Origin of the sequence: Enterobacter cloacae complex sp. 370H10 (assembly GCF_050031535.1) — a bacterium.
Taxonomy (GTDB): Bacteria; Pseudomonadota; Gammaproteobacteria; order Enterobacterales; family Enterobacteriaceae; genus Enterobacter; species Enterobacter intestinihominis.
In genome coordinates, this window is the sequence record NZ_JBLGWG010000001.1 from 2,001,598 (window position 1) to 2,015,732 (window position 14,135).

Genomic DNA, 14,135 nt, shown 5'->3' on the forward strand with positions numbered 1-14,135 from the left:
CCTATGGCGCTTACAAAAGCTGAAATGTCAGAATATCTGTTTGATAAGCTTGGGCTTAGCAAACGGGATGCCAAAGAGCTGGTAGAGCTGTTTTTCGAAGAGATCCGTCGTGCTCTGGAAAATGGTGAGCAGGTTAAACTCTCCGGCTTTGGCAATTTTGATTTGCGAGACAAAAACCAACGTCCGGGCCGTAACCCGAAGACGGGGGAAGATATTCCCATTACAGCCCGCCGCGTGGTGACCTTCAGACCCGGACAGAAGTTAAAAAGCCGTGTCGAAAACGCAACGCCCAAAGCAGAGTAATATGAACTAACTAAAAAGGCCGCTCACGCGGCCTTTTTTCTTTGCGCTATTTGCTAAACCCGCCGTAAAATCAATGATATCTCAACCGGATAACCTATCGTCTATGCTTGATCTTGCCCGTCTTCAGCACCGCTCCGATCTCCGCCGCCTGTGTCTGCTCGGGGTGCTGATGATTGTCGCCACCACCGTCAGCCTGTGTGCGGGCGATCGGTGGCTGGGACCGGAAAGCTGGTTTACGCCTGAGGGACAGCTCTTTGTCTGGCAGATCCGCCTGCCACGGACGCTGGCTGTGCTTTTAGTCGGCGCTGCGCTGGCGCTGTGCGGCACGATCATGCAGGCATTATTTGAAAACCCTCTGGCGGAACCCGGACTTCTCGGGGTGTCGAATGGCGCAGGCGTCGGGCTTATCGCCGCCGTGATGCTGGGGGGAGGCGAGCTCTCCGCCTGGGGGATTAGCCTCAGCGCTATCCTTGGCGCGCTGTTGATAACCCTTATCCTTCTGCGCTTTGCTCGTCGCCATTTATCCACCAGCCGGCTGCTGCTTGCCGGGGTAGCGTTGGGGATCATCTGTAGCGCGCTGATGACATGGGCCGTCTACTTCTCCACCTCTTTCGATCTGCGCCAGTTAATGTACTGGATGATGGGGGGATTTGGTGGCGTTGACTGGCGTCAGGGGTGGCTGATGGTGCTCCTGATCCCGGTCATCCTGTGGACGGCGTTCCAGGCGCAGCCGCTAAATATTCTCGCGCTGGGCGAAACGTCTGCTCGCCAGCTCGGGATGCCGATTGGCTTCTGGCGCAACGTGCTGGTAATCGCCATCGGCTGGATGGTGGGCGTAAGCGTGGCGCTGGCGGGGGCGATTGGCTTTATTGGGCTGGTGATCCCGCATATGCTGCGCCTGTGCGGTATTACGGACCACCGAACCCTGCTTCCGGCCTCGGCGGTTGCCGGGGCGGCAACGCTGCTGATTGCCGATATCATCGCCCGGCTTGCGCTGACGGCCGCTGAGTTGCCGATAGGCGTGGTGACCGCAACGCTGGGCGCACCGGTCTTTATCTGGCTACTATTAAAAGCTGGACGTTAAAACACAACCTGTAAGTCAACCTGAGGGAATGCTATGCAGTCTGATATTCTGAATACCGAAGTGACTACCATTGACGGCGAGAAAACCACGCTGGAAGGCTACAAGGGCAAGGTACTGCTCATCGTGAACGTGGCATCGAAATGTGGCCTTACACCGCAGTATGAACAGCTGGAAAACATTCATAAAGCCTGGGAAAAAGACGGCTTTACCGTACTCGGCTTCCCGTGCAACCAGTTCCTGGGCCAGGAGCCGGGTAGCGAAGAGGAGATTAAGACCTTTTGCAGCACAACCTATGGTGTGACGTTCCCGATGTTCAGCAAAATTGATGTGAACGGGGAAAATCGTCATCCGCTGTATGCCAAACTGGTGGCTGCGGCGCCGACCGCCGTTGCGCCTGAAGAGAGTGGTTTCTATGAGCGTATGGCGAGCAAAGGTCGCGCGCCGCTCTATCCGGACGATATTCTGTGGAACTTCGAAAAATTCCTGATTGGCCGTGACGGTCAGGTCGTGCAGCGTTTCTCGCCTGACATGACGCCTGAAGATCCTATCGTGATGGAATCAATCAAGCTGGCGCTGGCGAAATAATGACGCTGCTGATGCAGCTCACAGGCGTTGCCGGGAAGGGACGTCTTGAGCCTGTTACCGCCGCAGTCAACGCAGGTGAAATCCTTCACCTGGTTGGGCCTAACGGCGCCGGAAAAAGCACGCTGCTGGCGCGCATGGCGGGGCTGACCCGCGGGGAAGGGGAGATTACCTTTCTCGGGCAATCGCTCGTCAACTGGCTACCCTCTACACTTGCCTCCCGTCGAAGCTATCTGGTTCAGCAGCAGGTTCCGCCCTTTGCAATGCCCGTCTGGCACTACCTGACGCTGCACCTGCCTGATAAAAATCAGGTAGCATTGCTCCATGACGTTGCTGCGGCGCTCGGGTTAGACGATAAGCTCACCCGACAGGCCAGCCAGCTTTCCGGTGGCGAATGGCAGCGCGTGCGTCTGGCCGCCGTCATCCTTCAGGTTCATCCGGTGGGAAATCCTCACGGGCGGTTGCTGCTGCTGGACGAGCCGATGAGCGGATTGGACGTTGCCCAGCAGGCAGCGCTGGATACTCTGCTCAGCGCGCTGTGTCGCAAGGGCATCGCCATTGTGATGAGCAGCCATGATTTAAACCATACGTTGCGCCACGCGCATCGGGTGTGGTTGCTGGCGCGTGGCAAACTGATTGCCAGCGGAACGCGCGACAGCGTGCTGACGGCCCCCAATCTTGCGAGTGCTTACCACATGTCGTTCCGGAGGCTGGATATTGAAGGCCACAAGATGCTCATTTCCACGGCGCAGGAATAACCTTTCTTGCACAGCCGCATAGATGCACGCTAAATTACCGAAAGAACAAAAAAAGCAGAGGATTCGTCTGAAATGCGATTCTGGTTTCTCCTTGTTGCGGCGCTATTTCTTGCAGGATGCAGTAGCCATCGTGCACCTCCGCCTAACCCACGGCTTTCTGACTCCATTACGGTCATTGCCAGCCTGAACGATCAGCTCAGCAACTGGCGCGGCACCCCTTATCGCTACGGCGGGATGAGCCGGGGCGGGGTGGATTGCTCGGGATTTGTGCTGATGACTTTCCGCGATAAATTTGACCTACAGCTTCCGCGTGAAACGCGTATGCAGGCGAAAATCGGCACTGAAATTGATAAAGACGAGCTCCTGCCCGGCGATCTGGTCTTTTTTAAAACAGGTTCCGGTGAAAGCGGCCTTCATGTCGGCATTTATGACACCGATAATCAGTTCATTCATGCCTCGACCGGCCGCGGCGTGATGCGCTCCTCTCTCGATAATGTTTACTGGCGTAAAAATTTCTGGCAGGCCAGGCGTATTTAACCGCTGCATAAAGATGCAGTGCGGAGGGCCTGGCGGTGAAAATAGACGTCAGGCTTTTCTTGCGGGTGGATTAAAGTAAAATTTTTGCCCACTTATTTTTGTCAGCATGTGCCTGTTTTATCTAAAACTGGCTATTATTCAATAACCAGGATAAGATTATTTTAGATTCAGGGAAAAATCTGAAAATTAATACGGAAAGAATGAAATTAATCTTATTAAAATCAAGACAGTGGAATTGTGCCTGCAATTGCTCCAGGATGTTCTCTCTCATCTTTAATGCAGGACAAGGGCGATGATTATTACGCTAGATAATGCTTACCAGTCTGAACTTTTACTCCTTCCGGCGCGTGATAGTGCAGGTTTGCTTAAAGGTTTAGAGATTTTGGTTAACTTTACTGGCGTGGGTACGGACGTACGAATCCCGACTGAACTGGTTATCCCTCATCTTTCTCAGGAAGATGAATTAGTGCTGTTTCAGGAAAAACTGCAATTACTCGATACCTGTAAGCTATTTTTTATTCAGCATCAGTTAATTGCATGGATCAATATTACACCTGCAATTGTTGAGTTTTTATTAACTAATGAGAACGCTGTTTCAATCCTTGATCGTTATCCGTTTCTTGAGTTTACTGTTAATGAGAACTATCCAGGTTTAAATAACGGGAAAGACGATCTGACGCTTGCAAGAATGGCGATCCATTTCCCCTTAGTGCTGGCTAACTTTGGTGCAGGGGCTGCATCCCTTAAACCGGTTTATGATGGTCTGTTCAAACGGGTGATTCTGGATAAAAACTTTATTCATCAGCGCGTCTCGGCGCTCTCTTTCGAGCCATTTATGCGCGCCATTCTCTGGCAGATCGCGCCGCATTGTCAGTCGGTCATGGTCTCGGGAATTGACGATCACGGCATCTTACAACGCGTGCTGCCCTTCAATTTTGGCGCAATGCAGGGAACCCTGTGGCCTGCCGTCCCGGCAGAACGCGTAACGACCCTCGTTCAGCAATAACCCCTTTCTTCGCCCGTGTTTACGTCAAGGGAAACCCTCTACACTTAAAGCAGGAGGACTTATGACCCTGTCTTTTACTGCTCACTGGCACGATGAATTACCCGGCTTTTACACCGCGCTTAAGCCCACGCCTTTACAGAACGCGCGTCTTATCTGGCATAACGATGCATTAGCGGATTCGCTTGGCATCCCTTCGACACTTTTTCAGCCAGAAAAGGGCGCCGGTGTCTGGGGCGGCGAAACGCTGCTTCCGGGCATGAAGCCTCTGGCTCAGGTCTACAGCGGACATCAGTTTGGCGTCTGGGCGGGACAGCTCGGCGATGGTCGCGGCATCCTGCTGGGTGAACAGGTTCTGCCGAATGGCGAAACGCTCGACTGGCACCTGAAAGGGGCAGGGTTAACACCGTACTCACGCATGGGGGATGGCCGCGCGGTGCTGCGTTCAACCATTCGTGAAAGTCTGGCTTCCGAGGCGATGCATGCCCTGGGGATCCCCACCTCACGCGCGCTGTCCATTGTCACCAGCGACACGCCGGTGGCCCGTGAGACGATAGAGCAGGGGGCGATGCTGATCCGCGTGGCGGAAAGCCATCTGCGTTTTGGCCATTTTGAACACTTCTACTATCGTCGCGAGCCGGATAAAGTCCGCCAGCTTGCCGATTACGCCCTTCGACGTCACTGGCCGCACCTGCAAAACGAACCGGACCGCTATGTTCTCTGGTTCCGTGATATTGTCGCGCGCACCGCCTCAATGATTGCCCGCTGGCAGGCCGTCGGCTTTGCCCACGGGGTGATGAATACCGACAACATGTCCCTGTTAGGGCTGACGTTTGACTACGGTCCGTACGGCTTCCTTGATGACTATCAACCGGGTTACATCTGTAACCATTCGGACTATCAGGGGCGTTACCGTTTCGACAACCAGCCTGCGGTGGGGCTGTGGAACCTTCAGCGGCTTGCGCAAAGCCTGTCGCCGTTTATCGACGTCGATGCCCTGAACGATGCGCTCGATACCTATCAGGAGGTTTTGCTGCGGGAATATGGTGTGTTAATGCGCAACAAGCTGGGGCTGATGACGCAGGAAAAAGGCGATAACGCGCTGCTGAATGGGCTGTTTGCCATCATGGCGCGTGAAGGCAGCGACTATACCCGAACCTTCCGTATGCTAAGCCAGACTGCGCAGCAGAGCGCCGCTTCACCGCTGCGTGACGAGTTCATCGATCGACAGGCGTTTGATGACTGGTTTGCCACTTACCGGGCGCGTTTACAGCAGGAACAGATTGATGACGATACCCGCCAGGCGCGGATGAAGGCGGTTAACCCGGCGATGGTGTTGCGCAACTGGCTGGCGCAGCGGGCTATTGAGCAGGCAGAGCAGGGGGATTATGCCGAGCTGCATCGGCTGCATATCGCCCTGCGCACGCCGTTTGCTGACCGGGAGGATGACTATGTCAGCCGCCCGCCGGACTGGGGCAAGCGACTGGAAGTGAGCTGCTCAAGCTAAGGGGCGAGAAAAACCTGCGGCGCGGCGTGCGCCGGATGTCTGCCGACGTGCACCTGCGCACCGTACCAGCGCGCCAGCGCGTCGGCCTGCAATACCGTCTCCGGTATGCCCTGAGAAACAATCCTGCCGTTGTGTAACAGCAGGATCCGGTCCGACCATAACGCGGCGAGATTAAGATCGTGCAGCACCACGCAGACGTGAAGATGACCCAGCCGGGTCAGCGATTTCAACAGGCGCAGCAGATGCTGCTGGTGGTAGAGATCCAGCGCTGAAGTGGGTTCGTCGAGAAACAACCAGCCGCGCGGCGTTCCCTCACGCCACAGCTGCGCCAGCGCGCGGGCGAGCTGAACGCGCTGCTGCTCGCCGCCCGAGAGGGAATGATAACGTCTGCCAGCCAGCGGCAGGCAACCGGCCAGCTGCATCACCTCACGCACAATCGACGGTTCAGGTTGACGCGACCAGGGCGCACGCCCCATTCCAACGATCTCCTCCCCCAGCCAGTCAAATCCAGGCTGAGTATGCTGACGCATCACTGCCCGATAGCGGGACAGCGTCTCCGGGTGCCATTCATCCAGCGCTTTCCCCGCCAGCGAACAGCCGCCGCTGTCGGGTTTCAGGTAGCCGGTCAGCAGTCGCAGCAGCGTGGATTTCCCCGCGCCGTTGGGACCGATCAATGTAACCAGCTCTCCCTTCGACAGTGACAGCGAAACGTTATCTGTCAGCGTGCGGCCAGACCGGGTAAAAGTCAGATTTTCAGCCGTATAACGTTCAGCCATGCTGTTCTCCACGACGAAAAATGAGCCATAAGAACCAGGGGGCGCCAAGGATGCTGGTGAGCAACCCGACCGGCATTTCTGCCGGGGCGACCAGAGTGCGGGCTACCGTATCCGCCACCAGCAGCAGAAAAGCGCCCGCGAGAACCGTGCCGGGGAGGGTTGCCCGGTGATCGGCGCCCAGCCACATGCGCATCAGGTGCGGCACCACAAGTCCGACAAAGCCAATCACGCCGCTGACGGCGACAGCCGCAGCGACCAGCAGAGCGCTGCATAACAGTAATATTCGCTGTACAAGGGCAACGTCCACGCCGAGGTAATGCGCTTCCTCTTCACCCAGTTGCAGTAAATTTAACGCGCTGGCACAACGCCAGATCGCCAGAGCGGCAGGCACCATCAGCGAGATCACGGCGAGCAGCGTTGACCACTGCGCCTGACCGAGACTTCCCATTCCCCAGAGTGAAAGCTGACGCAACTGGGCGTCATTGCTGACCCACGAAAGCACACCCACTGCCGCACCGCACAGGGAATTGATGGCGATACCCACCAGCAACAGACGTGACAGAGAGGTGTCACGCTGCTTGCTGAGCAGGAAGATCACGCCTGTGGCTGCCAGCGCCCCAAAAAATGCCGCCAGCATCGGGGCATAAAGCATCACCAGCGCGGGCAGCGAGAGCGGGAGCACCACCCACAGGGCGACGGCCAGCGCCGCACCGCTGCTGATCCCGAGCAGACCCGGGTCGGCCAGCGGATTGCGGAACAGCCCCTGCATGACGCAGCCGGCGAGCGCCAGCGACCCGCCAATCACCAGCGCCAGCAGCACGCGGGGCAGACGGATGGTGAGCCAGATCTGGCGTAGCGTCTCATCGCTGCCGCTCCACAGCACGTTCACCGGCAGGCGTAACGCCCCAAAACCGGTAGCCATGAACGTCATGACGGTAAGCAACCCCGCCAGAAGCCATAACGATAACGTGATGCGCCGGGACATCAGGGCAGTTGCTCCGCTCTGGCACGCAGCTGTTGTATGGCTTTCGGCGTGCGGACGCTGAAGCCCAGCAGGGCCATGTCATCAATAGCCAGCACTTGCTTGCTTCGTCCCGCTGGCGTTTGCGCCAGACCGGGCAGTTTCCACAGATTTTGTTCGCCGCCCAGCGCGTTAAGGCCGTCCTGCGAAATCACCACCAGATCCGGCTGGCTGGCCATTACCCCCTCCTGGGAGAGCGGCTGATAGCGGGTAAAGCCCTGCATGGCGTTCTGCAACCCGGCGGCGCGTATTGCCGCATCCGCGCCGGTCTGTTGCCCGGCCGCCATTGCGGTCATTCCGCCGTGGCTGAGGATAAACAGCACCCGCTTGTTGAGCGATGTTGAGGGCAGAGCCGCCAGCGCCTGACGCAGCGAGTTGCGCAGGGTTTCCCCTTGCACCTCATGATGCGTCGCCTGAGCTATCACCCGCACTTTTTCGTCAATCGTGCGCAGGTCAGGCGTGCCGGGAACGGTAACTACCCGGACGTGGCTCTGTTCAACCTGTTTCAGCGCCAGAGAGGGTTGCGCCTGGTCGCTTGCCAGCACCAGCGTCGGGCGTACGGACAGAATTCCCTCCGCATTCAGCTGGCGGAGATACCCCACGTCAGGCAGCGCGTTTGTCGCCTGCGGCCACTGGCTGGTACTGTCGCGCGCAACCAGAGAAGACTCCGCGCCGAGGGCGTAGACGATCTCCGTCACGTCGCCGCCGAGGGCGACAATTCTCTCCGGCGCGGCGACGGCGACCAGCGGCAGGGCGCAGAGCAGGGCAAACCAGTTTTTCATGCGGCCAGCCCTTCTGGCGTCAGAGCGTCAATCTGGCGGCGCCACTGGCTCTGCTCAGGCTCGCCTTCGGTACGCTGCCCATAGAGCTGGGCGATCTGAGTGCCATCCGCAGCAAACAGCTCCAGGCTGGTAACGTGTCCGTCCGCCGTAGGTTTACGCGTTACCCACGTCTCGGCGATAGTCTCCTCCAGCAGATGCAGGGTAAAGGTTGGGTTGAAGATGTTCAGCCAGCCTTTCATGGGCGTCAGTTTTTCCACCACACCGGTGAAAATCTGCACGCAGCCGCGGTTGCCGACGAAGATCATGATTTCGTTTCCGTCCTGTCGCGCCGTCTCCAGCAGGTGTGCCAGCGCGCTGTTATCCACCTTACAGGCCAGATCGTCACTCACCAGACGAAACGCTTGCTGGCGGCTCAGGTTATGGCGCTTCAGTAAGCTAAAGAACTGATGCACATCGGTCATGGCGCGCCACTCTTTCTCCACCGAGCCTGCATCAGCACCGTCGGAATGCGCGGGGGCATCGACAGCCTTCAGTGCCAGAGTGGGGTTATCGGCAATGATAAAACGGGTCAGCACGTCGCCCCAGGCGGCAACGTCGGTGTGATCCGTGGTGTAGACCTTCAGTAAAGCGTCGCCCTGATGATCGAAGAACTGAATGCTCTGACGTTCGCCGCGGGAGGTCGTTTCGCTAATGTGAAACGCGCTCGCCCACTGGTTGAGGAACAAACGCAGATCCAGCGCGCGCGGATTCAGCACCAGCCCGGCATGACCGCCGAGGTGCTGGTGAGTAAACGCTCCAACCTGTTCGTGAACGGCGTATTCGTTACGGCAGATGCATTTGGTTTCCCCCACGGACTCCAGCGCTGCCAGAATCTCGCGGATTTCACCGCGCAGCCGCCAGGCGTCGTGTCCAACGCGCGCAAATGCCAGCTCTGCTTCGCTGATGTGCATTAATCCGGCGATATCACGGGCGTACTTACCCGGATGTTCTTCTTTAAGCTCAAGCCAGCGTGTGTAGTGACCCATAATCTTATCCTTCTGAATCGTTGCCCCGAAGGGAATTACCATTGATAACTGACGAAGATCTTGCCGTTGCGGCCATCCTGCGGGATGCCCTGCGGTGACCAGTAGGCTTTGTCGAAGGCGTTCCCCAGCACGAGGGTGGTGGTGATGCCTTTGAACTGCTGCTGGCCTTTATAACTGACGTAGAAATCATTTACTGCGTAGCCAGGCTGCTCGCTGTAGCTGCTGCTGATGTGCGTTGAACGTTCGACGAAGGTGCCGATCCAGCCCACGGAGAAGCCGCTTTGCGCCACCGGTATATCCAGCTTGCTGGTGACGGTGTCCGGGTTGATGCTGGAGATATATTCACCCGTGTCGGTATCTTTCCCGCGCGTGCGGTTGTAGGCCACGTCGAGGTTGAACAGGCTGGTCGAGTAGGTCGCCATCATGTCCCAGCCCCAGATTTTGGCATTTGGTACGTTATAGGACATGGTAGTGGCCGCCGCAAAATCGACGGTGGTAGAGATGTAATCTTTCGCTTTGGTGTCGAAGTAGCTGGCTTTGAACTCCAGCGCGTCGTTGGCGAGTAGCAGATCGTCAAAACGCAGCCCAAAACCGAACTCCTGGGTTTCGTTGGTCTCCGGACGCAGGTTCGGGTTCGGCACCCAGTAGTTAGTGTAGAAGCTGCCGATAGAGAAGTGCTTTGAGTCGTTATACATCTCGCCCATCGTTGGCGCGCGGAAGGCCTGGGCGTAAGAGCCGAACAGCATCAGCCAGTCGGTTGGACTCACGGTTAACCCGGCGCGTGATGACCATTTATCCGCATCCACGTCGTCGTAACCGTCGCTGCTGCCGCGGTAGTTGTCGTAACGCGTCCCGCCGAGAAGCGTTACCGGCAGGTCGCGCAGGGTGATCTCATCCTGCAACCAGCCGGAGCTGAAGTCGATTTTAGCGTCCGGGAAGCCGGTGGTCGCGCCGCCAGGGTGTTGCTCCTGACGGTAGTATTCCCCGCCGTAGGTCAGCAGGTGCGAGGCGAAGGAGTCGCTGAACAGGCGGGTGCGGTTTTCCACTTTGCCGCCTTTGGTGGTCTGCTTACGGAACTCGCCGCTGGCGTCGATGTTCTGGGCGTTGATCCGCGCTTCGGACCAGTAAATTTTCGCATCGGCGTTCAGCCAGTCGTTTCCGGCTGGCGCAATGCGGTAGCCAAGCTGGGCATCGCGCTGAATGGTGGAACGATCGGTCATCGGGTTACTGCTGCTGGCATCCGTGGTCTGCGGGTTTTTCGGCTCCTGCGCGTCGTTGTTGTAGTAGCGCAGGGAGCCGCTCAGCGTCTGAGCCGGATCAATTTTCCAGCTGCCTTTCGCCAGCATATTGTTGATGGATTCGTCGTTTGGCGCCCTCGCGCCGTCACTCTGGCGAATGTCGCCGCGATCGCGACTGGACCAGGAGACCACACCGTCCAGGGTATCGGTGCGGCCATAGGCGCTGGCGCCCATCCCGATGCTGTGATCGCCCGTTGCACCGGTAGCAAATACGCGATAGCCGCTATTTTTACCTGCGTCCAGCATATCGCTGGCGTCGACGGTGTCATATGAAATTACGCCGCCCAGCGCGCCGCTGCCGTACAGCAAGGCGGAAGGGCCACGTACCACTTCGATACGTTTGATCAGCGCCGGATCGAGGAACGTGCTGTTCAGGTGTCCGGTATCGGTGCCCTGGCGTACGCCATCCACCAGCACCAGCACGCCACGTCGGTCGTAACCGCGCAGGTTAACGTCCTGACCGTTGGTGCGCCCGGTGCCGTCCAGCGTCAGGCCGGGCACCTTGCGCAGCAGGTCGGCGGCGGAGCTGGCGGTCTGGTTTTCCGGCGCGGTGGCGTCAATCACGCTTACCATCATGGGGGCTTCGAAGGCGCTGCGGGCGTTGCCGGTGGCGGTAACGGTGATATCGTCTGTGGCGGCAAACGCAACGCCCGGCAGGGTGCTGACAATTGCCAGCGCCAGAAGAGACGGGCGTAAAGACGCGGATTGCAGGTGTGGCATAGCAACTCTCCATAAGAATTGAAAAGCGCTGGCTGCCTGGGGATCACCTGGGTGGCTGGCGAATGTGTTGTCTGGATTATTTAGTCAGGATCAGTTTTCCGGCATTGGTCTGGCGCAGCAGGTAGTGCTGGCCGTCATGCTCGATAATGACCCGCCCCTCCTCACCCAACAGGCTTTTGCTGTCGATTCGGCGATCGGTGGGAGCAGGGGACGGCGCTGTGTGTGTTTTTACTGGCGTTGCCGCGCTGTTATCGGTCGTTGACATAATGTTTATAAATAACAATCAATGTAACAATGATAATCATTATCAATAAACTGCAAATTCACGGCAAGCGTTTTTATGAAAATTGTGTGACGGGATCAAATTTGGAGGAGAGGTGCGGTCTGATGCCCTCACCCCGACCCTCTCCCACGGGGAGAGGGAGAAGGGCGCGTACCGTAGGCCGGGTAAGCGCAGCGTCACCCGGCAGGATTTTAAAATCGCGTGTCCACGGCTGAAGCCAGCTTCTCCAGCAGCAGCTCGCTGTCTTCCCAGCTCAGGCACGGGTCGGTGATCGACTGGCCGTACACCATTTGCTGTCCGGCGACGATCTTCTGCGTGCCTTCTTTGATAAAGCTCTCCGCCATAATTCCTGCAATGGCGGTCGAGCCGCTGCGGATCTGCTGGCAGACTTCATCGCAGACGTCCAGCTGGCGGCGGTGCTGTTTCTGGCAGTTGCCGTGGCTGAAATCCACCACCAGATGCTCCGGCAGGTCAAATTCCGCCAGCGTTTCGCAGGCGGCGGCAATATCTTCTGCATGGTAATTCGGTTTTTTACCGCCACGCATAATGATATGTCCGAACGGGTTGCCGCTGGTCTGGTAGATGGTCATCTGGCCGTTTTTATCCGGGGAGAGGAACATATGGCTGGCGCGTGACGCGCGGATGGCATCAACGGCGATGCGGGTATTGCCGTCCGTTCCGTTTTTGAAGCCCACCGGGCAGGAGAGCGCCGATGCCATTTCACGGTGGATCTGGCTTTCTGTGGTACGCGCGCCAATCGCGCCCCAGCTAATGAGGTCGGCAATAAACTGTCCGGTCACCATATCCAGAAATTCGGTAGCGGTCGGCACGCCCAGCTCGTTAACCTGTAACAGCAGCTTGCGCGCCAGCGCAATGCCATGATTCACCCGGTAACTACCGTTCAGATCCGGATCGGATATCAATCCTTTCCAGCCCACGACGGTACGCGGTTTTTCAAAGTAGGTACGCATCACGATCTCCAGGCGATCCTGATACGTGCCGCGCAGCGTCTGAAGGCGTTGTGCATAATCCATCGCCGCGTCCAGGTCGTGGATGGAGCAGGGGCCAATTACTACCAGAAGACGTTTGTCTTCACCATTGAGAATTTTTTCGATGCGGCGACGGGAGGCCGTCACATGGTCCGCCACCTCGGCGGAAACGGGGTGCAGCCGGGCAAGTTCAGCCGGGGTGACCAGGCTATCAATGCGCGCGGTGCGCAGTTCGTCGGTTTTGTTCATGGAATGTCTCAGAAATTTTTTGCTTCATCGGCAGACTACCGGGAAGTGATGGGCATCACCTTAAACCAATCCCTGCTGATTTCAAGTTCGGGGCACGTCGCCCCGAGGATGGCATGATAATAACTGAAACTGGATTAATGTACTAGCATATTAGTACATGCGGCGATTCAGTCCCATGATATCGAGGATCTTGGTGGCAATTTCTTCTACTGAATAGTTGGTACTGTTCAGCCAGGGGATCTGATTTTTCCGGTACAGCGCTTCGACTTCGGAGACTTCCATTCGGCACTGGCGCATTGAGGCGTAGCGGCTGTTCTCGCGACGTTCTTCGCGGATCGCCGCCAGTCGTTCCGGGTTGATGGTCAGCCCAAACAGCTTATGCTGAAGCGGCTTGAGCGCGGCAGGCAGCACCAGGTTGTCCATATCATCGGCAATAAAGGGGTAGTTGGCGGCGCGAATGCCAAACTGCATTGCCAGGTAAAGGCTGGTGGGGGTTTTACCGCAGCGCGACACACCTAGCAAAATGACCTGCGCCTGGTCCAGATTGCGCAGCGAGATCCCGTCGTCGTGCGCCAGAGTGTAGTCAATGGCGGCAATACGCGCATCGTATTTGGTCAGGTTGCCGGGGTTCAGCCCGTGGGTACGGTGAGCGATCGGCGTCGGGTCGAGCTTCAGCTCGCTTTGCAAGGGTGCAACCAGTGCCTGCACGATATCCTGACAGAAGCCCTCGCTTTGCAGAATGATGTTGCGGATCTCAGGGATCACAATGGAATAGAACACCAGCGGACGAACACCGGTCTGCTGGTAAATGGCGTCGATCTGGTCCTTGACCGCTTTGGCCCGGCTCTCGTTTTCCACGAACGGCAGCGTGATGCTGTTTATCGACACGGGAAACTGCGACATCACCGCGTGTCCCAGCACCTCGGCGGTAATCGCCGTCCCATCAGAAATATAAAAAACGTGACGATCGACAGCATTATCCATTTTATCCACCCAGAATAGCGTACGTAATTGCCTGAAAGCATAAATTAAAAAAGTTAATTGCACAGCAAAGAACTTATCTGAATTTAAAATGAAATGGTGTTTTTGATTTTCCTGAAAAGTGGATTTCATTTTCTGATTAGCGGCGTTATTTCTATGGTTTTTGCCGGAATCTATAGGAATCATCGGGTTAGCGAGTGCGGGGAAACTGTCCGAAAAGTTGAAAATTTAAATTGC

Annotated in this window: 15 protein-coding genes; 7 read left to right on the top strand and 8 right to left on the bottom strand. The window is 57.1% G+C overall.

All coding sequences use genetic code 11. The annotated features are described in order from the left end of the window. Nucleotides 1–3: 3 nt before the first annotated feature. From ihfA to selO, 7 genes are all read left to right on the top strand, one after another. Nucleotides 4–303, top strand: coding sequence for an integration host factor subunit alpha (gene ihfA, locus ACQG2Q_RS09840; RefSeq protein ID WP_003857805.1), 300 nt, complete (start codon nucleotides 4–6; stop codon nucleotides 301–303). Nucleotides 304–406: 103 nt separating this feature from the next. Continuing rightward, entirely contained in the window at nucleotides 407–1,387 is a 981-nt protein-coding gene (gene btuC / locus ACQG2Q_RS09845; protein WP_023305965.1) for a vitamin B12 ABC transporter permease BtuC, read from the top strand. A gap of 33 nt (nucleotides 1,388–1,420) precedes the next feature. Then, on the top strand, nucleotides 1,421–1,972 hold the full coding sequence (locus tag ACQG2Q_RS09850; RefSeq protein WP_022650905.1) for a glutathione peroxidase: 552 nt from the start codon (nucleotides 1,421–1,423) through the stop codon (nucleotides 1,970–1,972). Continuing rightward, nucleotides 1,972–2,727, top strand: a complete 756-nt coding sequence (gene btuD, locus ACQG2Q_RS09855) for a vitamin B12 ABC transporter ATP-binding protein BtuD (RefSeq protein WP_022647841.1) — start codon at nucleotides 1,972–1,974, stop codon at nucleotides 2,725–2,727. The genes ACQG2Q_RS09850 and btuD overlap by 1 nt, the downstream gene beginning before the upstream one ends. Nucleotides 2,728–2,799: 72 nt before the next feature. After that, nucleotides 2,800–3,264, top strand: coding sequence for an NlpC/P60 family protein (locus tag ACQG2Q_RS09860; protein ID WP_096216807.1), 465 nt, complete (start codon nucleotides 2,800–2,802; stop codon nucleotides 3,262–3,264). 292 nt (nucleotides 3,265–3,556) lie between these two features. After that, a complete protein-coding gene (locus ACQG2Q_RS09865) occupies nucleotides 3,557–4,270 on the top strand; it encodes an EAL domain-containing protein (RefSeq protein ID WP_022647843.1) in 714 nt (237 codons plus the stop codon). Between the two features lie 61 nt (nucleotides 4,271–4,331). After that, complete coding sequence (gene selO, locus ACQG2Q_RS09870; RefSeq protein ID WP_023305967.1) at nucleotides 4,332–5,774, top strand: protein adenylyltransferase SelO; 1,443 nt, start codon at nucleotides 4,332–4,334, stop codon at nucleotides 5,772–5,774. Here selO and ACQG2Q_RS09875 read toward each other — a convergent pair. The 8 genes from ACQG2Q_RS09875 to ppsR all read right to left on the bottom strand — a co-directional run bounded on the left by ACQG2Q_RS09875 (nucleotide 5,771) and on the right by ppsR (nucleotide 13,901). Next, complete coding sequence (locus ACQG2Q_RS09875) at nucleotides 5,771–6,550, bottom strand: heme ABC transporter ATP-binding protein (protein ID WP_063849309.1); 780 nt, start codon at nucleotides 6,548–6,550, stop codon at nucleotides 5,771–5,773. The genes selO and ACQG2Q_RS09875 overlap by 4 nt on opposite strands. After that, entirely contained in the window at nucleotides 6,543–7,535 is a 993-nt protein-coding gene (locus ACQG2Q_RS09880) for a FecCD family ABC transporter permease (RefSeq protein ID WP_063849308.1), read from the bottom strand. The genes ACQG2Q_RS09875 and ACQG2Q_RS09880 overlap by 8 nt, the downstream gene beginning before the upstream one ends. After that, nucleotides 7,535–8,353: a heme/hemin ABC transporter substrate-binding protein gene (locus ACQG2Q_RS09885; protein WP_063849307.1), complete on the bottom strand. Its 819-nt coding sequence runs from the start codon at nucleotides 8,351–8,353 to the stop codon at nucleotides 7,535–7,537. The genes ACQG2Q_RS09880 and ACQG2Q_RS09885 overlap by 1 nt, the downstream gene beginning before the upstream one ends. Beyond that, nucleotides 8,350–9,378 carry a hematinate-forming heme oxygenase ChuS gene (gene chuS / locus ACQG2Q_RS09890; protein ID WP_426759128.1) on the bottom strand — a complete coding sequence of 343 codons (1,029 nt, stop codon included), beginning with the start codon at nucleotides 9,376–9,378 and terminating at the stop codon, nucleotides 8,350–8,352. Before chuS ends, ACQG2Q_RS09885 begins: the two co-directional genes overlap by 4 nt. Before the next feature lie 35 nt (nucleotides 9,379–9,413). Next, complete coding sequence (locus ACQG2Q_RS09895; RefSeq protein ID WP_048966247.1) at nucleotides 9,414–11,396, bottom strand: TonB-dependent hemoglobin/transferrin/lactoferrin family receptor; 1,983 nt, start codon at nucleotides 11,394–11,396, stop codon at nucleotides 9,414–9,416. A gap of 76 nt (nucleotides 11,397–11,472) precedes the next feature. Continuing rightward, on the bottom strand, nucleotides 11,473–11,661 hold the full coding sequence (hemP, locus tag ACQG2Q_RS09900; RefSeq protein WP_063849306.1) for a hemin uptake protein HemP: 189 nt from the start codon (nucleotides 11,659–11,661) through the stop codon (nucleotides 11,473–11,475). 209 nt (nucleotides 11,662–11,870) lie between these two features. After that, nucleotides 11,871–12,917, bottom strand: a complete 1,047-nt coding sequence (gene aroH, locus ACQG2Q_RS09905; RefSeq protein WP_045309066.1) for a 3-deoxy-7-phosphoheptulonate synthase AroH — start codon at nucleotides 12,915–12,917, stop codon at nucleotides 11,871–11,873. 150 nt (nucleotides 12,918–13,067) lie between these two features. After that, nucleotides 13,068–13,901 (bottom strand): posphoenolpyruvate synthetase regulatory kinase/phosphorylase PpsR, encoded by an 834-nt coding sequence (ppsR, locus tag ACQG2Q_RS09910; protein WP_017384644.1) that lies wholly within the window; start codon nucleotides 13,899–13,901, stop codon nucleotides 13,068–13,070. Nucleotides 13,902–14,135: the final 234 nt, after the last annotated feature.